We start from the raw sequence: 21369 nt of genomic DNA on the forward strand, positions 1-21369 counted from the left end.
GTTGAGAGTACTTGCGGCCGCGCGCTAGAGTCCCGGCGACGGGCACGTTACCGATCGGTAAGGGGACGCGGATGAGGCTCGGGATCAACCTCGGCTACTGGGGCGCCGGGATGGACGCCGACAATCTCGCGGTCGCCCAGGAGGCCGACCGGCTGGGCTACTCCGTGTGCTGGGCCGCCGAGGCCTACGGGTCGGACGCCCCCACCGTCCTGGCCTGGGTGGCGGCCCGGACCGAGCGGATCGACGTCGGCTCGGCCATCTTCCAGATTCCCGCCCGCGCCCCCGCGATGACGGCCATGACCGCCGCCACCCTCGACGTCCTCTCGGGCGGACGCTTCCGCCTGGGCCTGGGCGTCTCCGGTCCGCAGGTGTCCGAGGGCTGGTACGGGGTGCGGTTCGACAAGCCGCTCGCCCGCACCCGCGAGTACGTGGAGATCGTCCGCAAGGCGATGTCCCGCGAGCGGCTGACCCACTCCGGCGAGCACTGGACGCTGCCGCTGCCCGACGGCCCCGGCAAGCCGCTGAAGCTGACCGTCCACCCCGTCCGTGAGCGGATCCCGCTGTACATCGCCGCCATCGGCCCGAAGAACCTGGAGCAGACCGGCGAGATCGCCGACGGCGCGCTGCTGATCTTCTTCGCCCCCGAGCACGCCGGGGAGACCACGCTCGGCGCGCTGCGGGCCGGACGCGAGAGGGCGGGCCTGACCATGGAGGGCTTCGACGTGGTGCCCACCGTGCCGCTGGCCCTCGGCGACGACGTCGACGCCCTGGCCGACACCTTCCGCCCGTACACGGCGCTGTACGTCGGCGGCATGGGCAGCCGCAGGCAGAACTTCTACAACCGGCTCGCCCGGCGCATGGGGTACGAGAAGGAGGCCGCCGAGATCCAGGACAGGTACCTGTCCGGGGACAAGGAGGGCGCCGCGGCCGCGGTGCCCCGGCAGCTCATCGACTCCACCACGCTGCTCGGCCCGGTCGAGCGGATCGCCGACCGGATGCGGGCCTACGCCGAGGCCGGGGTGACCACCCTGTCGCTGGCACCGGCGGGCTTCACCCTGGAGGAGCGGATCGCCGCGCTGCGGGCCGGTGTGGAGGCCCTGGAGCGGTCCGGGACCGCCTCCTGAGGAGCCGCCGCCCCCGTTTCCCCATCCCGCCGCCGTTCTCCGTCCCGCCGTGAACGCCGCGCGGGGCGCGGCCGGACCGAGCCGCCCGGCCGCGCCCCGCGCCGGGACGTGTCCGCGGCCGTGATGGGGGCTCGGGGGTCCTCCCCGCCACGGCCGTCTCCAGGCACAACGGCGCGGAGCCGCCGGGGTTACGCCCGGCGCGGTGGACACGTCCGTTCGGCGCAGGGGCGGGGGTGAGCTGTTGCCGCCGCCCGCCCGCACCGGTTGACTCGGCTTCTGCGGATACGTCCAGGGAGGGTGTCGGACCATGCTGCGCAGAACGGACCTGGTGCGGGAGGTCTTGGACGACGACGCGTCCTTCCGGCTGCTGTGCTCGCTGGCCGCCGCGGCCGAGGCGCGCAACGGCCGGGAGAGCCGCAGGATCGCCGCCCTCGCCCCCCAGGGCCGGCGCGACCTCGCCCCCGGGATGGCCCGGTACGGCGAGCTTCAGGAGAGGAACGCCCGGCTGCTGGCAGGGCTGCTCGACGACTGCGGTCTGGAACCGGCCGAGGTGCCGCCCGAGGCGGACCACGCCGTCCTCCTGGAGCGGCGGGGGAGCTGCCCGGCGCACGCCCGGATGCGGTGCGGGCAGCCCCTGAGCGAGCGGGACGTCCTCGCCCACCTCGCCCACGGGTACGCGGCCTCGTCCCGTGCCGCCGCCTGGCTCGTCCGCCTGGCCGGGCACGCCTCCCGCCGTCCCGGGGCCGGCGAGGCGGTCCGGGAGGTCTTCCGCGCCGAACGGGAGTACCTGGCCTGGTGCCGCGAGGGGATGCTGGGCTTCGTCCGCGCCGGCCACGTCGCCGCCGTCGAGCTGGTGCTCAGGGAGAACGCGCTGGCGGAGGCCCGTGCCCACCGCGACGCCGCCCTCGCCGTACTGGCCCGCACCGGCCATCTGCTCGGCTGGAGCATGGCCAGGTCGGTGGTGCTGGAGGGGGGAGTACAGGCCCGGTACGCCCGTGAGCGGCTGGCCGGCCGGCGCCGCACCGTGAACCTGGACACGCTCCCCGCGCTGCCCGGACCCGGACCCGGACCCGGACCCGGACCCGGACCCGGACCCGGGCCAGGGCCCTGGCGCGGAGCGGCGCGGGCCGGACCGGGGACGGAGCCCGGGACGGAGGGTCCGTCCGGGGAGGCGGCTACAGCCAGCCCCGGCGTTTGAAGAACCGGTACAGGCCGGCGCTCGCCGCGACCATCAGCACCATCACCCCCGGATAGCCCAGCGGGTGGGCCAGCTCGGGCATGTGGTCGAAGTTCATGCCGTACACCCCGGCGATCATGGTGGGGACCGCGGCCATGGCCGCCCACGCCGAGATCTTGCGCATGTCGTCGTTCTGCCGGACGCCCACCTGCGCCAGATAGGCCGACAGGATGTCCGACAGCAGCCTGTCCAACGCCTCCACCTGCTCGTTCGCCCGGGTCAGATGGTCGCTGACGTCGCGGAAGAACGGGCGCGAGTCGTCGTGCACGAACGGCACGCCGATGCCCGCCAGCCGCTCCATCGGATCCGCCAGCGGCCCGGTGGCCCGGCGGAACTCCAGCACCTGGCGTTTGAAGGCGTAGATGCGGCTCGCGACGGTGCCGCGCGCCGTCCCGCCGGGGGTGAAGACCTCCTCCTCCAGCTCCTCCAGGTCGATCTGCAGCTCGGCGGCCACCTCCATGTAGTGGTCGACCACCGCGTCGCTCACCGCGTACATCACGGCCGTCGGACCGTGCTGGAGCACCCGCGGGTCGCGCTCCAGCCGGTCACGCACCGAGCCCAGCGGATTGGTGGCGCCGTGCCGCACCGACACCACGAAGGAGTCGCCGAGGAACAGCATCAGCTCCCCGGTGTCCACCGTGTCGGCCGCCTCGTCGTAGTCCACCGGCTTGAGTACCAGGAACAGCGAGTCCTCGTAGACCTCCAGCTTGGGCCGCTGGTGGGCCGACAGGGCGTCCTCCACGGCCAGCGGGTGCAGCCCGAACTCCCGGGAGACCTGGTCGAACTCCTCCTCGGTGGGCTCGTGCAGCCCGATCCACACGAAGGCGTCGCGGTCCGCGCGGGCCGCCCGGAACGCCTCGGCGAGACCGGAGGGGCCCTCGGCGCGGCGCCCGTCCCGGTAGATCGCACAGTCCACAATCACACCCACGATTCTCCCCCGCCCGCCTCCCCGGCCCCGCACCTACTCGGTCCCGCCGCCCTCGCCTACGCTGGCTGCCATGCCCACGCTGCTCCTCGTCCGGCACGGCCGGTCCACCGCCAACACCTCCGGACTGCTGGCCGGACGCACCCCCGGCGTCGAGCTGGACGAGCTCGGCATCGCCCAGGCCGCCGCCCTTCCCGGGCGTCTGGCCGCGCTCCCGCTGGCCGCCGCCGTCCACAGCCCGCTGGAGCGCTGCCGCCAGACCCTGGCACCGCTGGCCGACGCCAGGCCGGACCTGCCGCTGCACACCGAGGAGCGCGTCGGCGAGTGCGACTACGGCGACTGGACCGGCCGCAAGCTCGCCGAGCTGAACGAGGAGCAGCTGATGGCCACCGTCCAGCAGCACCCCTCGGCGGCGGCCTTCCCCGGCGGCGAGACGATGCGCGGCATGCAGACCCGGGCGGTGGAGGCCGTACGGGAGTGGAACGGGCGGATCGAGCGGGAGCACGGGCCGGACGCCACCTACCTGGTGTGCTCGCACGGCGACATCATCAAGTCGCTGGTCGCCGACGCCCTCGGCATGCACCTGGACCTCTTCCAGCGCATCCACGTCGAGCCCTGCTCGGTCACCGCCATCCGCTACACCCCGCTGCGCCCCTTCCTGCTGCGACTGGGCGACACCGGTGACCTCGCCTCGCTCGCCCCGCGCGAGGCGGACGCCGCACACGGTGCGCCCCGGCCCGGCGGCGACGGCGGCGCGGTCGTCGGGGGCGGCGCCTGACGGCGCCGCCCGGAAGCCGCCCGCACCGCACGGGCGTTCGCCCGGCACGGCACCCGGCACGGCGGCGGACACGGCGGCGGACACGGTGGCGGGTGCGGTGGTCGGCACGGTGATCGCCGGGCGCAGTAGGGTGCCAGTGTCCCAGCAGTCGACCCGATGGAGCAGGACGTGTCCCGTCAGGTGTTCCTCTACGACCCCCCGGAACGCTTCGTGGCCGGCACGGTCGGGCTGCCTGGCCGCCGGACGTTCTTCCTCCAGGCGTCCGCGGCCGGCCGCACCACCAGCGTCGCCCTTGAGAAGGCACAGGTCGAGGCGCTCGCCGAGCGCATAGACGAACTCCTGGACGAGGTCGTGCGGCGCACCGGCGGCAGCGCCCCGGTCCCGGCCGTCGCACCCGCCGAGACGGCCGACAACGCCCCCCTCCAGGCTCCGGTGGAGGAGGAGTTCCGGGTCGGCACCATGGCGCTGGCCTGGGACGGCGAGGACGAGTGCGTGATCGTGGAGGCGCAGGCCCTCGTCGAGATCGAGATCGAGGCCGACTCCGACGAGGACCTGGCCGAGGCCGAGGAGAGGCTGCTGAGGGACGACGAGAACGGCCCGCCGGTGCTGCGCGTGAGGATCAGCGGCATCATGGCCCGGGCCTTCGCCAAACGCGCCATGGAGGTCGTCAAGGCCGGCCGGCCGCCGTGCCCGCTGTGCAGTCTGCCGCTCGACCCGGAGGGACACGTATGTCCGCGCCAGAACGGATACCGCCGCGGCCTGTGAAGCCGGCGGCGGACGCCTGCGCACCGCCGGCCGAGCTGCTGGCCCGCGGTGAGCTGACGGTGCGCGGACGCCTCGGCGGCGCCTCCAACGCGGTGCTGTACTGCACGGTCGCGGAGGCGGGCGCGGAAGGCGGGGACGGCGGGGACGGCGGGCGGGGAGTGCCCTGCGTGTACAAGCCGGTGCGCGGGGAGCGCCCGCTGTGGGACTTCCCCGACGGCTCCCTCGCCCGGCGTGAGGTGGCCGCCTACGAGGTCTCCGAGGCCCTGGGCTGGCATCTGGTGCCGCCGACCGTGCTGCGCGACGGCCCGTACGGCGAGGGCATGTGCCAGCTGTGGATCGGACCCCGTCCGGACGGGACACAGGAGCCGGGGGAGGACGGCGGGCCCGCCGCCGCGGAACTGCTCGCACTGGTGGAGGAGGGGGAGCCGGGACCGGGCTGGAAGCCCGTCGCCCCGGTCGGCGTGGGCGGGGACCGCACCGCGCTGCTGGTGCACGCCGACGACCCCGGGCTGCGCCGGCTGGCCGTCCTCGACGCGGTGATCAACAACGCCGACCGCAAGGGCGGGCATCTGCTGACCGCCCCGGACGGAAAGCTGTACGGCATCGACCACGGCGTGACCTTCCACACCGACGACAAGCTGCGCACCCTGCTGTGGGGCTGGGCGGGCGAGCCGCTGCCCGAGGACGCGCCGGAAGCGCTGCGAGGCCTGTCCGCCGCACTGGCCGACGGCGGGCCGCTCGCCACCCGGCTGGCCGGGCTGATCACCTCCGCCGAGCTGGAAGCCCTGCGCAAACGGACCGACGCCCTGATCGGCACCGGCCGCCATCCGCTGCCCGGCGGCGACTGGCCCGCGATCCCCTGGCCGCCCGTCTGACCCGCCCGCCCCGCCCCGGGCCCGGCCGGCGGCGCCCCGTCAAACGGGTCGCACCGGCCGCGGCGCGCCGGTTCAGGCCATTGCGCGCATCCCGTTCGTGGGCGGCACCGCGTGCCGGTTACGCTCATGACCATGCATGCCTGGCCCGCTTCCGAGGTGCCCGCCCTGCCAGGTCAGGGCCGAGACCTCAGCCTCCACGACACCGCGACCGGCGGACGGGTGACCGTCGCCCCCGGTCCCGTCGCCCGCATCTACGTCTGCGGCATCACGCCGTACGACGCGACCCACATCGGGCACGCGGCGACCTACAACGCGTTCGACCTCGTGCAGCGCGTGTGGCTCGACACCAAGCGGCAGGTCCACTACGTGCAGAACGTCACCGACATCGACGACCCGCTGCTGGAGCGGGCCGCCGCCACCGGCGAGGACTGGACGGCCCTGGCCGAGCGCGAGACGGCTCTCTTCCGCGAGGACATGACCGCCCTGCGGATGCTCCCGCCCAGGCACTACATCGGGGCCGTGGAGTCCATACCCGGGATCGTCCCCGTCATCGAGCGGCTGCGGGAGACCGGCGCCGCCTACGACCTCGACGGCGACGTCTACTTCTCCGTCGCCTCCGACCCCCACTTCGGCGAGGTCTCCGGGCTGGACGCCGAGACGATGCTGCACCTGTCGGCCGAGCGCGGCGGCGACCCGGACCGCTCCGGCAAGAAGAACCCGCTCGACCCGCTGCTGTGGACGGCCGCCCGCGAGGGCGAGCCCTCCTGGGACGGCGGCTCGCTCGGCCCCGGCCGCCCCGGCTGGCACATCGAGTGCGTCGCCATCGCCCTGGAACACCTGGGCATGGGCTTCGACGTCCAGGGCGGCGGCTCCGACCTGGCCTTCCCCCACCACGAGATGGGCGCCTCGCACGCCCAGGCGCTCACCGGGGAGCACCCCTTCGCCCGCGCCTACGTCCACGCCGGGATGGTCGCCCTCCACGGCGAGAAGATGTCCAAGTCCAAGGGGAATCTGGTCTTCGTCAGCGCACTGCGCCGCGACGGCACAGACCCGGCCGCCATCCGCCTGGCCCTGCTGGCCCACCACTACCGTGCCGACTGGGAGTGGACGGACGCCGTCCTCGACGAGGCGGTGGCCCGGCTCGGGCGCTGGCGGGCCGCCGTCTCCCGCCCCGACGGCCCGCCGGCCGACGCGCCGGTGGAGGAGATCCGCGCAGCCCTCGCCGACGACCTCGACGCCCCCGCCGCGCTGGCCGCGGTCGACCGCTGGGTCGAGCGCCAGGACGCGGACGGCGGTACGGACACCGGCGCGCCCGGTCTGGTGTCGCGGGCCGTGGACGCCCTGCTGGGCGTCGCGCTCTGAGGGTCTGAGCACACGACGGCGGAACACGCGACGGAGCCCGATGGGGGCGCCTGCCGAACGGCGGGCGCCCCCATCGTCTCGCTGTGGGCTCAGCCGTCCTTCTCCGGGCCCCCCGTGTCGTCGCCCCCGCCTTCCGGGCCGCCCTCGCCCTCCGGGCCCCGCGCACCGCCCTCCGGGCCGTCCTCCGGGGGCCTGGCCGGACGCGTACGCCCCCCGGCCGAGGTGTCGCGCAGGTACGAGCCGCCCTCGGCGGCCGTACCGCCTCCGGCATGACCGCCGGGCTGGCCGTCCCGCCGCCGCAGATAGCGCTCGAACTCCTTGGCGATCGCCTCGCCCGACGCCTCCGGCAGCTCCGCGGTGTCCCGGGCCTCCTCCAGCGACTGCACGTACTCGGCCACCTCGTTGTCCTCGGCGGCGAGCTGGTCCACGCCCAGTTGCCAGGCCCGGGCGTCCTCCGGCAGCTCACCCAGCGGGATCCGCACGTCGAGCAGGTCCTCCAGGCGGTTGAGCAGGGCGAGGGCCGCCTTCGGGTTGGGCGGCTGCGAGACGTAGTGCGGCACCGCTGCCCACAGGCTCACCGCCGGCACGCCCGCGTGGCCGCACGCCTCCTGGAGGATGCCGACGATGCCGGTGGGGCCCTCGTACCGGGACTCCTCCAGATCCATCGTGCGGGCCAGATCCGGGTCGGAGGTGACGCCCGTGACCGGGACCGGGCGGGTGTGCGGGGTGTCCCCGAGCAGCGCGCCGAGCACGACGACCATCTCCACGCCCAGCTCGTGGGCGAAACCCAGGATCTCGTTGCAGAAGGACCTCCAGCGCATGCTCGGCTCGATGCCGCGCACCAGCACCAGATCGCGGGCGCGGCCCCGGCCGTCGGCGTCGCCGATCCGCACCACCGACAGACGGGTCGTCGGCCAGGTGATCCTGCGCACGCCGCCCTCCAACCACACCTGGGGGCGGTTGACCTGGAAGTCGTAGTAGTCCTCGGCGTCCAGCGCCGCGAACACCTCGCCCTTCCACTCCCGCTCCAGATGCGCGACCGCGGCGGAGGCGGCGTCACCGGCGTCGTTCCAGCCTTCGAACGCGGCCACCATGACCGGGTCGACCAGCTCGGGAACCCCCTCGAGCTCGATCACCCAGTGCCTCCTTCCGGCCGACCGGAGTACTCGCTCCGTACCGGCTGACGTTCCATTACCGTGCGGGCCCAGCCTACGGCGTGACCGTGCCCGCGCCGCAGCCGTCGCACTCCTCCCCGTGCGCTGCGGCGGTGATCCGTCCGGATACCGCCGCAGCCGCCCCGGGGCGGGCCGCCGCGACCGGCCCGGTGTACACCGTAGGCACCGGCGGCGGAGGAGGGCGACGGCTGCGGCGCGACCGGCCGGACCGCGGGGAGCGGACACGACCGGTCGGCTTCGGCGTGAACCACGGCGACCACCTCGCCGGGTTCGTCGCCGGCCCCGACGCCGACGTGGTGCTGTGCGCGGGCCGCCGGACGCTGCCGGACCACCGCGCCGCCGGCCTGCCGCCGGTGTGCGCCCGCCTCGGCCACCGCCGGACGCCGGGGCGGCCGGTGGAGCGGGCGCGGCGGATCCAGGAGGCCTGCGGGGAGTTCGGCGTGCCGCTGCGGGCGGCCGCGCCGCGTTCCCCTTTCGGCCACCCGGCGCCGGCCTCGGTGGTCGCCGGCCGCTCCACCGACGCGGAGGTACGTGACAACGTGCGGATGTCCGCCCACGAGGTCCCGGGCGCGATGTGGCGTGCGCCGGCCGAGCGCGGCCCGCCGGGGAGGGCCTGCCGCTGCAGGAAGGGCGAGGAGCGGGACGGACGGCGGCTACCGGGCCACGTCGTGGAGGTGGTGGACGGGGTCGTGGATGAAGTAGCGGGCGATGGACTCCACCGTGAAGCGGGAGCCGTCGCCGCGGCGTCCGGTGCGTTCCCACCGCGTGCCGGACACCGCGGCGAACCGCTTGGCCAGGGCCTCGCCCGCCTCCTCCAGCTCGTCGGCGACCCGGTGCGGGTCCTGCTCGCCGTAGCGCTCGGCGACGGCGGTGGCGTCCTGGTCCCAGTCGGGGAAGGACGGGGCGTCCTCGGTGAGCATCAGCCGCAGCCGCTCGTCGAAGACCCGGAACACGTCGCGCACGTGGCAGGCGTACTCCAGCGGGGACCAGACGTCCGGAGCGGGGCGCTCGCGCACGTCGGCGCGCTCCAGGACGGGGCGCCAGGCGGCGGCGTTCTCCCGCAGCAGGGCGGTTACGTCCTCGCCCCCCACTTCCCGGGAGTCGAAGCCGCACTCGGGGCAGGGGCGCTCCAGCACCCAGGTCCAGTTCTTGGTGTCGGGTCTGATCACGGCCCGAGCATCCCGCGCCACGTCGTCCGGCACCAGCGATTCCTTCTTCACCCGAAGGTATAGCGCCGCTTAAGCGGCACCGGCGTGCCCCGGGCCCGTACGGCGTGCCGCGCGGCACGCCGTACGGGCCCGGGGGCGCGGAGGTCAGGACCGGCGTCCGTCCAGCACCTTCGCGACCTCGGCGCGGACCTCACCGGTGTCCAGACCGCGGACGGTCAGCGTGGTGCGGCGGCGCAGCACGTCGTCCGCCGTCGCGGCCCACTCGCGGTCGCGGGCGTAGACGACCTGCGCCCAGATCTCCGGGGCGTCCGGGTGGACGCGCTCGCCCAGCGCCGGGTCCTCGTGCACCAGACGGGCGATGTCGAACGCCAGCGCCCCGTAGTGGGTCGCCAGGTGCCTGGCGGTCAGCGGGTCGAGCCGGGTGCCCGGCTCGCGGTCCACCAGCAGCCGGTGGGCGACCGCGTCCGGATTGGCCACCCCCGGCAGCGGCACCCGCCGCACCAGCTCGGAGACCGGCACGGCGTCCTCGGCGAAGCCGGTCCGCGCGGTGCCCGGCAGCGCCGCCAGCTTCCGCAGGACGGTGCGGCCGATGTGCCGGTAGGTGGTCCACTTGCCGCCCGCGACCGAGAGCATCCCGCCGCGGCCCTCGGAGACGACCGTCTCCCGTTTGGCCGACTCCACACCGCCCGGGCCGCCGGGCAGCACCCGCAGGCCCGCGAAGGCGTAGGTCACCAGATCCGGCGAGAGCTGCTCGTCGCGCACGGAGAAGGCGGCCTCGGCCAGGATCTGCCGGACATCGGCGTCGGTGGCCGACACCTCGGCCGGGTCGCCCTCGTAGGCCTCGTCGGTGGTGCCCAGCAGCAGGTGGTCCTCCCAGGGGAGGGCGAAGGTGATGCGGTACCTGTCGACGGGGGTGGCCATCGCCGCCCGCCACGGCGCCGTCCGCCTCAGCACCAGGTGCGCGCCCTTGGACAGCCGGACGCTGGGCTCCGCGCCCGCGTACTCCATCCGCCGCAGGTGGTCCACCCACGGTCCGGTGGCGTTGAGCACCAGCCGGGCGTCCACCTTGAACTCCGTGCCGTCCAGCCGGTCCCTCAGCTCCGCGCCGGTGACCCGGCCGCGGGTGAAGCGCAGACCGGTGACCTCGGCGTGGTTGAGGACGACGGCGCCGGAGTCCACGGCGGCGCGGACGGTCATCACCGCGACCCGGGAGTCGTTCATCTGGTGGTCGCCGTAGACCGCGACCGCCTTGAGGCCCTCGGTGCGCAGTGCCGGGTTGTCGGCGGCGGCCTTCGCCGGGGAGATCAGCCGGCCCACCCCGTCCCCGAAGGCGGACAGGGCGGAGTAGGCGAAGACGCCCGCGCCGAGCTTGGCCGCACCGTGCGGGCCGCCCCGGTAGACCGGCAGGTAGAAGGTGAGCGGGTTGACCAGGTGCGGGGCCACGTCCCTGGCCAGCACCCGCCGCTCGTGATGGTTCTCGGCGACCAGTTTCACCGCGCCGGTCTGCAGGTAGCGCAGCCCGCCGTGGACCAGCTTGGAGGAGGCGGAGGAGGTGGCGCCGGCGAAGTCGCCGGCGTCCACCATCGCCACCCGCAGCCCCGACTGCGCCGCGTGCCAGGCGACCGAGGTGCCCAGGATGCCGCCGCCGACGACCAGCAGGTCGAAGACCGCGCCCTCCAGCACCTCCCGTGTCTCGGCACGGCCCGGGTCCGGACCGGCGGTCGGGCGCGCCCCGAGGGTGGGGGCGCTTCGGAGGGTGTTCATGTGGATCAGTTCTCCTCTTCGAGCCAGCCCATGGTCCGCTCCACGGCCTTGAGCCAGTTCTTGTACTCGCGTTCGCGGATGTCCGCCTCCATCCGGGGCGTCCACTCCGCGGCCCGCCGCCAGTTGGCGCGCAGGGCGTCGGTGTCCGGCCAGAAGCCGACCGCCAGGCCGGCCGCGTAGGCGGCGCCCAGGCAGGTGGTCTCGGCGACCATCGGCCGGACGACCGGGGCGTCCAGGACGTCGGAGATGCACTGCATCAGCAGGTTGTTGCTGGTCATGCCGCCGTCCACTCTCAGGGCGGTCAGCTCGACGCGGGAGTCCTTCTCCATCGCGTCGACGATCTCGCGGGTCTGCCAGGCCGTCGCCTCCAGCACCGCGCGGGCGATGTGCGCCTTGGTGACGTAGCGGGTCAGGCCCGCTATGACGCCCCGGGCGTCGGAGCGCCAGTAGGGGGCGAACAACCCGGAGAAGGCGGGGACGAAGTAGGCGCCGCCGTTGTCCTCGACCGAGCTGGCCAGCGTCTCGATCTCGGCGGCGCTGTTGATCAGGCCCATCTGGTCGCGCATCCACTGTACCAACGAGCCGGTGACCGCGATCGATCCCTCCAGCGCGTACACCGGGTCCTGGCCGCCGATGCGGTACCCGACGGTGGTCAGCAGGCCGTTGTAGGAGTTGACGGCCTCGGAACCGGTGTTGAGCAGCAGAAACGTACCGGTTCCGTACGTCGACTTGGCCTCGCCCGGCGAGAAGCAGGTCTGGCCGAACAGCGCGGCCTGCTGGTCACCCAGCGCGGAGGCCACCGGCACGCCGGCCAGCGCTCCGCGGGCCTCGCCGTAGATCTCGGCGGAGGAGCGGATCTCGGGCAGCACCGCCATGGGCACGCCCATGGACTCGCAGATGCGCGGGTCCCAGTCCAGGGTGCGCAGGTTCATCAGCAGGGTGCGGGAGGCGTTGGTGACGTCGGTCACGTGCACGCCTCCCTCCGTGCCGCCGGTGAGGTTCCAGATCACCCAGGAGTCCATCGTGCCGAAGAGGATCTCGCCGGCCTCGGCGCGCTCGCGCAACCCCTCGACGTTGTCCAGCAGCCAGCGGATCTTCGGGCCCGCGAAGTAGGAGGCGAGCGGCAGGCCGGTCTCGCGGCGGAAGCGGTCCTGCCCGACGTTGCGGCCCAGTTCCCGGCAGAGCGCGTCGGTGCGGGTGTCCTGCCAGACGATGGCGTTGTGCACCGGCTCACCGGTGGCTCTGTCCCACAGCAGCGTCGTCTCGCGCTGGTTGGTGATGCCCAGCGCCCGTACGTCCTCGCGCGTGATGTCCGCCCTGTCCAGGGCCTCGGCGACCACCTCCTGGACATTGGCCCAGATCTCGGCGGCGTCGTGCTCGACCCGGCCGGGCTCGGGGAAGATCTGCTCGTGCTCCTTCTGGCCGACCGAGACGATGCGGCCGTCCCGGTCGAAGACGATGCAGCGGCTGGACGTGGTGCCCTGGTCGATGGCGGCGATGAACTCGCGGCGGGTGTCGCTCATGTCGGGGTGCTCCATGGGTGGGCGGCGGGATGGCGTCGGGAATCGGGGAGGGGCGGCGGAGGGCAGGAGGCGGTCAGGCGAACGCGAGCCGGTAGAGGACGCCCGCGAGCGCTCCCCCCAGCAGGGGGCCCGCCACCGGAATCCAGGCGTAGCCCCAGTCCGACCCGCCCTTGTTGGGCAGCGGGAGCAGGGCGTGCACGATGCGCGGCCCGAGGTCGCGGGCGGGGTTGATCGCGTACCCGGTCGGGCCGCCCAGTGAGAGGCCGATCCCGACGACGACCAGGGCGGTGACGAGGACGCCGGTGCCGGACAGGGCCAGCCCCTCGGTGAGGCCCTGGGTGAGGATGGCCAGGACCAGTACGGCGGTGGCGATGGTCTCGGTGGCCATGTTCTGCACGGGGCTGCGGATCTCGGGCGCGGTGGAGAAGACGCCGAGCACCGGGCCGGGGGCGTCGGGGCGCTGCCGGTCGGCGGCGGCCGTCGTCTGGGCGCCGGGGCCGCCGACGACCTCGCGGTCGGTCAGGTGCGCCAGGAACTGTCCGTAGTAGGAGACCCACACCAGGGCGGCGCCGGTCATGGCGCCGAGCAGCTGGCCGGCGAAGTAGACGGGCACCTTGCCCCACTCCCCGCTCTGCACGGCGATGCCCACGGTGACCGCCGGGTTGAGGTGGGCGCCGGAGAGGCCCAGGGAGATGTAGGCGGCGGTGAGGACGGCGAATCCCCAGCCGAAGGTGATGGCGACCCAGCCGGCGCCCACGGCCTTGGACCGTCTGAGCGTGACGGCGGCGCAGACGCCGCCGCCCAGCAGGATCAGGACGGCGGTACCGATGACCTCGCCCAGGAATATGTCGGAGCTGGACACCCGCGACTCCTTTGCTCTTGTCCGGAGGGAGCCAGATGGAAGAGGTGGGGGAGGCGGACCGAGTCCGTTCAGTGTTCGACATTGTCGACCGCCGAACGGCAGTTTCGCCCCAGTCGAACATCTCGTCAAGGGCGCGGGCGGCTGATCGTGACGGCGAACACGGGCCGCACGGCCGAAACCGTGCGAAAGCGGCCGGGTGGGCGGGGGTCGTGCACGGGGCGCCTCCGGACACTGCCCAGGGGCGGCCGTCCCGAACCGGGCGAAGGCCTGTGTCGAACAAATAATGTGCCAAGCAGATGAACAGACTTTCATTGGCGGCAGGCCGGCGAGCCGGCGCGAGCGGAACGGCGTGGAGCGCGGTGGGTCAGAAGCGGCCCGCGCCCAGGTCGCGCGACACGGCCCGCGCACAGTCCCGTACGGCCGCCACCAGTCGCGCCTGTATCTCCCCGTCGGCGCACACCCGCTCCACCGCGCCGGTGACGGCCACGGCGCCCACCGGCATCCGGCGCCGGTCATGGACGGGAGCGGCGATGGAGGCGACCCCTTCCCAGGTCTCCTCGACGTCGGCCGCCCAGCCGCGGGACCGGGTCAGCTCCAGGACCCCCTCGAACGACTCCGGATCGGTGATCGTGCGGGCGGTCAGCGCCTCGCGCTCGGAGTCCATCGCCTCACTGTGGGCCACCGGGTCGTACGCCGCCAGCACCTTGCCCAGTGCGGTGCTGTGCAGCGGCTGCATCGCCCCCACCTCCAGTACCTGCCGGCTGTCGTCGGGGCGGAAGACGTGGTGCACGATCAGCACGCCCTGCTGGTGGAGCACGCCCAGGTAGACGCTCTCGCCGCTGGAGCGGGCCAGGTCGTCGGTCCACACCAGGGCGCGGGCCCGCAGTTCGTGGACGTCCAGATAGCTGTTGCCCAGCCGCAGCAGCTCCGCACCCAGCTGGTACCTGCCCGAGGCGGGATCCTGCTCGACGAAGCCCTCCTGCTGGAGGGTGCGCAGCAGACCGTGGGCGGTGCCCTTGGCCAGGCCCAGGGTGGAGGCGATGTCGGACAGCCCGAGGCGCCGCTCACCCCCGGCGAGCAGCCGCAGCACTGCCGCCGCCCGCTCCAGCGACTGGATGGTCCGGGCCATCGCGCACCTCTCCTCTGTTCGCTTCCCCCGGTGGGCCGGAAGACGGCATTCGGCAATGTCGAACGCTATCGGATCATGCCGATGCCGTGGTAGCCGTCCGGTGCCCGGCGTCCACGCTTCGGGACACCCGCGGCTCTCGCGGTGCCGACAGATACCCTGGCCGGGTGCGCTTCCCTATGGAAGACGCAAAGCCGACAGCCGTCGCATCTCTGGGAGCCCTTCCATGGCAGCTTCGCCGACCTCGCACGACCTCGACCCGACACCGACCGCCGGACCCGCCTCCGCCGGCACGTCGAAGACACCCCGCGCCGACGCCCTGCGCGAGGCGCTGGCGTCGCGGGTGGTGGTGGCCGACGGGGCGATGGGCACGATGCTGCAGTCGGCCGATCCGTCGCTGGAGGACTTCCAGCAGTTGGAGGGCTGCAACGAGGTCCTCAACGTCACCCGCCCGGACATCGTGGCCTCGGTGCACGAGGCGTATCTCGCGGTCGGTGTGGACTGTGTGGAGACCAACACCTTCGGTGCGAATCACGCGGCGCTGGCGGAGTACGACATCGCCGACCGGGTGTACGAGCTGTCCGAGGCCGGGGCGCGGGTGGCGCGGGAGGTGGCCGACGCGTTCACCCGGGACACGGGGCGGCAGCGGTGGGTGCTGGGAGCGATGGGGCCGGGCACCAAGCTGCCCACCCTCGGCCATGTCGGGTACCGCACGCTGCGGGACGCCTATCGGCGCAACGCCGAGGGCCTGCTGGCGGGCGGGGCGGACGCCCTGCTGATCGAGACCACCCAGGATCTGCTGCAGACCAAGGCGGCGGTGCTGGGAGCGCGCCGGGCGCTGGACGCGGCGGGGCTGTCGGTGCCGTTGATCTGCTCGGTGACGGTGGAGACGACCGGCACGATGCTGCTGGGCAGCGAGATCGGGGCCGCTCTGACGGCGCTGGAGCCGCTGGGCATCGACATGATCGGACTGAACTGCGCCACCGGCCCGGCCGAGATGAGCGAACACCTGAGGTATCTGGCCCGGCACGCCCGGGTGCCGATCGCGTGCATGCCGAACGCGGGGCTGCCGGAGCTGACCGCCGACGGTGCGCGCTATCCGCTCACACCGGGCGAGCTGGCGGATGCGCAGGAGTCCTTCGTGGCCGAGTACGGGCTGTCGATGGTGGGCGGGTGCTGCGGCACCACGCCGGAGCACCTGCGGCAGGTCGTTGAGCGGGTGCGTGGGGCGGCGCCGGCCGAGCGGGAGGTGCGGCCGGAGCCGGGGGCGGCGTCGCTGTACCAGGCGGTGCCGTTCCGGCAGGACACCTCCTACCTGGCGATCGGGGAGCGCACCAACGCCAACGGGTCGAAGAAGTTCCGCACCGCCATGCTGGAAGGGCGGTGGGAGGACTGCGTGGAGATCGCGCGGGAGCAGATCCGCGAGGGCGCGCACCTGCTGGACCTGTGCGTGGACTACGTCGGCCGGGACGGCGTGGCGGACATGACCGAACTGGCCGGGCGGCTGGCGACGGCCTCCACGCTGCCGATCGTTTTGGACTCCACCGAGCCGGCCGTCATCGCGGCCGGGCTGGAGAAGCTGGGCGGCCGCGCGGTGATCAACTCGGTGAACTACGAGGACGGCGACGGGCCCGACTCGCGTTTCGCGCAGATCACCGCTCTGGCCAGGGAGCATGGTGCGGCGCTGATCGCGCTGACCATCGACGAGAACGGGCAGGCGCGCACCGCCGAGCACAAGGTGGCCGTGGCCGAGCGGCTGATCGACGACCTGACGGGGAACTGGGGCATCCGTGAGGAGGACATCCTCATCGACTGCCTGACGTTCACCATCTGCACCGGCACCGAGGAGTCCCGCCGCGACGGGGTGGCCACGATCGAGGCGATCGGTGAGCTCAAGCGGCGGCACCCGAGGGTGCAGACCACGCTGGGGCTGTCGAACATCTCCTTCGGCCTGAACCCGGCCGCGCGGATGGTGCTCAACTCCGTGTTCCTGCACGAGTGCGTGAAGGCCGGTCTGGACTCGGCGATCGTGCACGCCTCCAAGATCCTGCCCATCGCGCGGATCCCGGACGAGCAGGTCCGGGTGGCGCTGGACCTGGTCCACGACCGGCGGGCCGAGGGTTACGACCCGCTGCAGCGGTTCCTGGCGCTGTTCGAGGGCGTGGACACCAGGTCCGTGAAGGCGTCCCGGGCCGAGGAGCTGGCCGCGCTGCCGCTGGCCGAGCGGCTGCAGCGGCGGATCATCGACGGGGAGCGCACCGGGCTGGAGGCCGACCTGGACGAGGCCCTCCGGACGCGTCCGGCCCTGGACATCGTCAACGACACCCTGCTGGCGGGCATGAAGGTCGTCGGCGAGCTGTTCGGCTCCGGGCAGATGCAGCTGCCGTTCGTGCTCCAGTCGGCCGAGGTGATGAAGACGGCCGTCGCCTTTCTCGAACCTCATATGGAGAAGGCCGAGGGCGAGGAGGGCAAGGGCACGATCGTACTGGCCACGGTGCGCGGGGACGTGCACGACATCGGCAAGAACCTGGTCGACATCATCCTGTCCAACAACGGCTACACGGTGGTCAACCTCGGGATCAAGCAGCCGGTGGCGGCGATCGTGGAGGCGGCCGAGGAACACGGCGCGGACGTGATCGGCATGTCCGGGCTGCTGGTGAAGTCCACGGTGATCATGAAGGAGAACCTCCAGGAGCTCAACGCCCGCGATCTGGCGGCGAGGTATCCGGTGATCCTGGGCGGGGCCGCGCTGACCCGCGCCTACGTCGAGCAGGACCTGCACGCCCTCTACGACGGGGAGGTCCGCTACGCCCGCGACGCCTTCGAGGGGCTGCGGCTGATGGACGCGCTGATCGGCGTCAAGCGTGGCGTGCCGGGTGCGAAGCTGCCGGAGCTCAAGCAGCGCCGGGTGCCCCGGCGGGAGACCACCGACCTTCAGGTCACCGAGCAGGCCGGTCCGGTGCGCTCGGACGTGGCCACCGACAACCCCGTGCCCGAGCCCCCCTTCCTCGGCACGCGGGTGGTCAAGGGCATCCAGCTCAAGGAGTACGCCTCCTGGCTGGACGAGGGCGCGCTGTTCAAGGGCCAGTGGGGTCTGAAGGCGCCGCGCACCGGGGACGGCCCCTCCTACGAGGAACTGGTCGAGCGCGAGGGCCGCCCCCGTCTGCGGGGCTGGCTGGAGCGGCTGCACACCGAGAACCTGCTGGAGGCCGCGGTGGTCTACGGCTACTTCCCCTGCCACGCGGACGGCGACGACCTGGTCGTCCTCGGCGAGGACGGATCCGAGCGCACCCGGTTCACCTTCCCCCGCCAGCGCCGCGGCCGGCGGCTGTGCCTGGCCGACTTCTTCCGCCCGAAGGAGTCCGGCGAGACGGACGTGGTGGGCCTCCAGGTGGTCACCGTCGGCTCCCGCATCGGGGAGGCCACCGCCGACCTGTTCGCCGCGGACGCCTACCGCGACTACCTGGAACTGCACGGCCTGTCGGTGCAGCTGGCCGAGGCGCTGGCCGAGTACTGGCACGCCCGCGTCCGCGCCGAGCTCGGCTTCGCCGGCGACGATCCCGACGCCATCGAGGACATGTTCGCCCTCAGGTACCGCGGCGCCCGCTTCTCGCTGGGGTACGGAGCCTGCCCGGACCTGGAGGACCGCGCCAAGATCGCCGAGCTGCTCCAGCCCGAGCGGATCGGGGTGAAGCTGAGCGAGGAGTTCCAGCTCCATCCCGAGCAGTCCACCGACGCCATCGTCCTGCACCACCCCGAGGCCAAATACTTCAACGCGCGATAGTTCACGGACCGACGTAGACTGATCTGTCCGGTACAGGCCGGTCGCCCGCACCGTCAGGTGCGGGCGACCGGCCTTCGCGTCCCCGCAGGAGGCACACGGATGACTGGTCCCCTCTCCCGCGCCGGAGTTCCGCCCGCCTTCGGCGGCAGTGCTCCGGCTCCCGTCTCCGCGCCCGTGCGGGTCCCCGGCGGAGGGGGGAGACCGGCCGTGGCGGCCGCGTCCACCACCGCCTCACCCGCCGCGTCCGGGGTCACAGCGGCCGGTCTCCAGGCCGTTCTGCTGGACATGGACGGCACGCTGGTGGACACCGAGGGCTTCTGGTGGGAGACGGAGGTCGAGGTGTTCGCCGAGCTGGGGTACGCGCTGGCCGACGAGCACCGTGAGGTGGTGGTCGGCGGGCCGATGTCCCGCAGCGGGACGTATCTGATTCAGGCCACCGGGGCGGACATCTCCCTGGGGGACCTGACGGTGCTGCTCAACTCCAAGTTCATCGAGCGGGTCGGGAGGGGGGTGTCCCTGATGCCCGGTGCCCGGCGGCTGCTGACGGAGCTGGCCGCGCACGACGTGCCCGCCGCCCTGGTGTCGGCCTCGCACCGGCGGGTGATCGACCGGATGCTCGTCTCCCTGGGGCCGGAGCACTTCGCGCTGACCCTGGCGGGTGACGAGGTGGAGCGGACCAAGCCGCACCCGGACCCGTATCTCCTGGCCGCCTCGCGGCTGGGGGCGCACACGGGGCGCTGTGTGGTGGTGGAGGACACCGCGACCGGTGTGGCCTCGGCGGAGGCGGCGGGATGCCATGTGGTGGCGGTGCCGTCGGTGACGCGGATCGAGCCCGCGCACCGGCGCACGGTCGTGCCGTCCCTGGAGGAAGTGGATCTGCCTTTTCTGCACTCCCTGATCGCTTCCGCGTACTGAGCGTACGCCGTTCGCTGCATGATGAATGCATCGAAAACCGTGAGCAGCGGACCGTTCATTATCGGTGACGAATACGGTGGCCGAATCCCTGCTTTCGCCTGGTGGTTGAACGCGTGACGTTCATCACGCGACCCCGGGCTGCGAGATGGGGGCCGGGGTGGCGGCGAGGGTGGTTGGCCCCTTTTCCGTGCGTCCATGTGTCCCGTTTGGTGCCCACTCGCGCAGATCGCTCCACCGTTCGGTTATCGGATCGTGCGACAGGGTTATCGGAGCGTGATAATTCCGCGCCGGTAGCCCGGAGAAGTGACGGACTCCGCGGCTACTAATGTCTGTCTCCCGGCCGGAGAATTCGGCGACAACCCGGCTGGACGAGGAGACCGTCACCGATGAACCGCAAGACGCTGCTGCTGCCCGCTGTCGCGGGCCTGCTGGCCCCCCTGCTCGTCGCATGCGGCGACGACAGCGCCGGCGGCGAGAACGGCGGAACGATCGTTGTCGGTACCACCGACCGGATCGAGGCCACGGCGAAGGCACCCGCTCCGCTCGATCCCGCGGCGGTCTACGACATCAGCACGTGGAACATCTTCCGCAACACCTTCCAGACCCTGCTGCGCCTGCCCCGTGCGGGCACCCAGCCGGAGGCGGAGGCCGCGCAGGAGTGCGGATTCGCCGACCAGCGCAGCACGCAGTACCGCTGCACCCTCCGCGAGGGGCTCACGTTCTCCAACGGCAACGAACTGAACGCCGAGGACGTGGTGTTCTCCGTCAACCGCATGCTCGGCATCGACCACTCCGGCGGCCCCGCGTCGTTGCTGAGCAACCTCGACCGGGTCGAGGCGCCCTCCGGGGACGAGGTGGTCTTCCACCTCAAGAAGCCCGACGCCACCTTCCCCCACAAGCTCGCCACCCCCGCGGCGGCGATCCTGGACAGCGAGGTCTACCCGGCCGACAAGCTCTACGAGGGGTACTCGATCACCGGTTCCGGCCCCTACGTCCTGGAGTCCTTCGACGCCCGGGGCGGCCGGGCGGTCCTCGCCCGCAACAAGGCGTACAAGGGGGACCTGGAACTGCGGAACGGCCGCGTCGAGCTGCGCTTCTTCGACGACTCCAAGGCCATGGAGAAGGCCCTGCGGGACGGTGGCATCGACGTGATGAACCGGAGCCTGTCGCCCGAGCAGATCGACCGGCTGGGGGGCGACAGGGGCGACGGCATCGATGTCGTGGAGATGTCCGGTCAGGAGATCCGCTACCTCGTCTTCGCCACCGACGACCCGGTCGTCGGCCACAAGGCCGTGCGCCAGGCCATCGCCCAGACGGTGGACCGCGGCGAGCTGGTGCGCGATGTGTACGCACGGACCGCCGAGCCCCTGTACTCCATCGTCCCCAGCGGGCTGACCGGCCACCGCAACTCCTTCTTCAACGTCTACGGCGAGCCCGACGTCAAGGCGGCCCGCGCCGTCCTCGAACGCGCCGGCGTCGACACCCCGGTCGAGGTGGAGCTCGCCTACACCACCGACCACTACGGGCCCGCCACGGCCGAGGAGTTCGAGGTGCTGGCCGAGCAGCTCAACGACTCCGGGCTGTTCCGGGCGACGGTCAAGGGCGTGCCGTGGAAGACCTACCGGCCCGCCTCCGCCGAGCAGGAGTACGCGGTCTACGGCATGGGCTGGTTCCCGGACTTCCCGGACCCGGACAACTTCGTCGCGCCCTTCTTCGCCGAGGACAACTTCCTGGGCTCCCCGTACGAGAACAACGAGATCCGCGAGCAGCTCATCCCGCGCACACGGGCCGAGGAGCAGCGCGACCAGGCGGTCGACGACTTCGTCCGGGTCCAGGACATCGTGGCCAAGGAGGTGCCCGTGCTGCCGCTGTGGCAGGGCAAGCAGTACGTCGCCGCCCGTGACGGCGTCACCGGGGTGGAGTGGGCGCTCAACTCCTCCTCCGTACTCCAGCTGTGGGAGCTGGGCAGAAGCGTTCAGGGCTGA

General features: G+C 72.9%; 16 protein-coding genes. 9 read left to right on the top strand and 7 right to left on the bottom strand.

Translation table 11 applies throughout. The features are described 5' to 3' along the window. The first annotated feature begins 71 nt into the window (after positions 1-71). Both ACGRHY_RS22325 and ACGRHY_RS22330 read left to right on the top strand, forming a co-directional pair. Positions 72-1124 (top strand): LLM class F420-dependent oxidoreductase, encoded by a 1053-nt coding sequence (locus tag ACGRHY_RS22325; RefSeq protein ID WP_394637091.1) that lies wholly within the window; start codon positions 72-74, stop codon positions 1122-1124. Between the two features lie 307 nt (positions 1125-1431). Further along, positions 1432-2322, top strand: a complete 891-nt coding sequence (locus tag ACGRHY_RS22330) for a ferritin-like domain-containing protein (RefSeq protein WP_394637092.1) — start codon at positions 1432-1434, stop codon at positions 2320-2322. Here ACGRHY_RS22330 and corA read toward each other — a convergent pair. Next, positions 2300-3292: a magnesium/cobalt transporter CorA gene (corA, locus tag ACGRHY_RS22335; protein WP_394638162.1), complete on the bottom strand. Its 993-nt coding sequence runs from the start codon at positions 3290-3292 to the stop codon at positions 2300-2302. The genes ACGRHY_RS22330 and corA overlap by 23 nt on opposite strands. Positions 3293-3359: 67 nt before the next feature. Between corA and ACGRHY_RS22340 the strand changes: the two genes are divergently transcribed. The 4 genes from ACGRHY_RS22340 to mshC all read left to right on the top strand — a co-directional run bounded on the left by ACGRHY_RS22340 (position 3360) and on the right by mshC (position 7066). Continuing rightward, positions 3360-4064 carry a histidine phosphatase family protein gene (locus tag ACGRHY_RS22340; protein ID WP_394637093.1) on the top strand — a complete coding sequence of 235 codons (705 nt, stop codon included), beginning with the start codon at positions 3360-3362 and terminating at the stop codon, positions 4062-4064. 168 nt (positions 4065-4232) lie between these two features. Next, on the top strand, positions 4233-4829 hold the full coding sequence (locus ACGRHY_RS22345) for a DUF3090 domain-containing protein (protein WP_394637094.1): 597 nt from the start codon (positions 4233-4235) through the stop codon (positions 4827-4829). Then, on the top strand, positions 4793-5704 hold the full coding sequence (locus ACGRHY_RS22350; RefSeq protein WP_394637095.1) for an SCO1664 family protein: 912 nt from the start codon (positions 4793-4795) through the stop codon (positions 5702-5704). Before ACGRHY_RS22345 ends, ACGRHY_RS22350 begins: the two co-directional genes overlap by 37 nt. Positions 5705-5836: 132 nt before the next feature. After that, positions 5837-7066 (top strand): cysteine--1-D-myo-inosityl 2-amino-2-deoxy-alpha-D-glucopyranoside ligase, encoded by a 1230-nt coding sequence (gene mshC, locus ACGRHY_RS22355; protein WP_394637096.1) that lies wholly within the window; start codon positions 5837-5839, stop codon positions 7064-7066. An 89-nt stretch (positions 7067-7155) separates the two neighbouring features. On the opposite strand, the gene ACGRHY_RS22360 is transcribed toward mshC, so the two are convergent. The 6 genes from ACGRHY_RS22360 to ACGRHY_RS22385 all read right to left on the bottom strand — a co-directional run bounded on the left by ACGRHY_RS22360 (position 7156) and on the right by ACGRHY_RS22385 (position 14688). Further along, complete coding sequence (locus tag ACGRHY_RS22360) at positions 7156-8202, bottom strand: PAC2 family protein (protein ID WP_394637097.1); 1047 nt, start codon at positions 8200-8202, stop codon at positions 7156-7158. A gap of 692 nt (positions 8203-8894) precedes the next feature. Continuing rightward, positions 8895-9410: a DinB family protein gene (locus ACGRHY_RS22365; RefSeq protein WP_394637098.1), complete on the bottom strand. Its 516-nt coding sequence runs from the start codon at positions 9408-9410 to the stop codon at positions 8895-8897. Between the two features lie 144 nt (positions 9411-9554). Further along, entirely contained in the window at positions 9555-11174 is a 1620-nt protein-coding gene (locus tag ACGRHY_RS22370) for a glycerol-3-phosphate dehydrogenase/oxidase (protein ID WP_394637099.1), read from the bottom strand. A gap of 5 nt (positions 11175-11179) precedes the next feature. Beyond that, positions 11180-12697 (bottom strand): glycerol kinase GlpK, encoded by a 1518-nt coding sequence (glpK, locus tag ACGRHY_RS22375; RefSeq protein WP_394637100.1) that lies wholly within the window; start codon positions 12695-12697, stop codon positions 11180-11182. 73 nt (positions 12698-12770) lie between these two features. Next, positions 12771-13559 carry an MIP/aquaporin family protein gene (locus ACGRHY_RS22380; protein ID WP_394637101.1) on the bottom strand — a complete coding sequence of 263 codons (789 nt, stop codon included), beginning with the start codon at positions 13557-13559 and terminating at the stop codon, positions 12771-12773. Between the two features lie 364 nt (positions 13560-13923). Then, entirely contained in the window at positions 13924-14688 is a 765-nt protein-coding gene (locus ACGRHY_RS22385; protein WP_394637102.1) for an IclR family transcriptional regulator, read from the bottom strand. 223 nt (positions 14689-14911) lie between these two features. On the opposite strand from ACGRHY_RS22385, the gene metH reads away from it, so the two are divergent. The 3 genes from metH (at position 14912) to ACGRHY_RS22400 (ending at position 21369) form a co-directional block, all read left to right on the top strand. Further along, the gene (gene metH / locus ACGRHY_RS22390; RefSeq protein ID WP_394637103.1) at positions 14912-18469 is read left to right on the top strand and encodes a methionine synthase; all 3558 of its coding nucleotides are present in this window, start codon (positions 14912-14914) and stop codon (positions 18467-18469) included. A 207-nt stretch (positions 18470-18676) separates the two neighbouring features. Next, positions 18677-19384: an HAD family hydrolase gene (locus ACGRHY_RS22395; protein WP_394637104.1), complete on the top strand. Its 708-nt coding sequence runs from the start codon at positions 18677-18679 to the stop codon at positions 19382-19384. Between the two features lie 386 nt (positions 19385-19770). Further along, positions 19771-21369, top strand: coding sequence for an ABC transporter substrate-binding protein (locus ACGRHY_RS22400; RefSeq protein ID WP_394637105.1), 1599 nt, complete (start codon positions 19771-19773; stop codon positions 21367-21369).

Origin of the sequence: Streptomyces shinuiensis (genome assembly GCF_043660855.1) — a bacterium.
Taxonomy (GTDB): domain Bacteria; phylum Actinomycetota; class Actinomycetes; order Streptomycetales; family Streptomycetaceae; genus Streptomyces.

Excerpts from the sequence above, each read along its gene's own strand:
- ACGRHY_RS22325 (WP_394637091.1), top strand. The coding sequence starts at position 72 with ATGAGGCTCGGGATCAACCTCGGCTACTGGGGCGCCGGGATGGACGCC.
- ACGRHY_RS22330 (WP_394637092.1), top strand. The coding sequence starts at position 1,432 with ATGCTGCGCAGAACGGACCTGGTGCGGGAGGTCTTGGACGACGACGCG.
- ACGRHY_RS22340 (WP_394637093.1), top strand. The coding sequence starts at position 3,360 with ATGCCCACGCTGCTCCTCGTCCGGCACGGCCGGTCCACCGCCAACACC.
- ACGRHY_RS22350 (WP_394637095.1), top strand. The coding sequence starts at position 4,793 with ATGTCCGCGCCAGAACGGATACCGCCGCGGCCTGTGAAGCCGGCGGCG.
- mshC (WP_394637096.1), top strand. The coding sequence starts at position 5,837 with ATGCATGCCTGGCCCGCTTCCGAGGTGCCCGCCCTGCCAGGTCAGGGC.
- ACGRHY_RS22370 (WP_394637099.1), bottom strand. The coding sequence starts at position 11,174 with ATGAACACCCTCCGAAGCGCCCCCACCCTCGGGGCGCGCCCGACCGCC.
- glpK (WP_394637100.1), bottom strand. The coding sequence starts at position 12,697 with ATGAGCGACACCCGCCGCGAGTTCATCGCCGCCATCGACCAGGGCACC.
- ACGRHY_RS22385 (WP_394637102.1), bottom strand. The coding sequence starts at position 14,688 with ATGGCCCGGACCATCCAGTCGCTGGAGCGGGCGGCGGCAGTGCTGCGG.
- metH (WP_394637103.1), top strand. The coding sequence starts at position 14,912 with ATGGCAGCTTCGCCGACCTCGCACGACCTCGACCCGACACCGACCGCC.
- ACGRHY_RS22400 (WP_394637105.1), top strand. The coding sequence starts at position 19,771 with ATGAACCGCAAGACGCTGCTGCTGCCCGCTGTCGCGGGCCTGCTGGCC.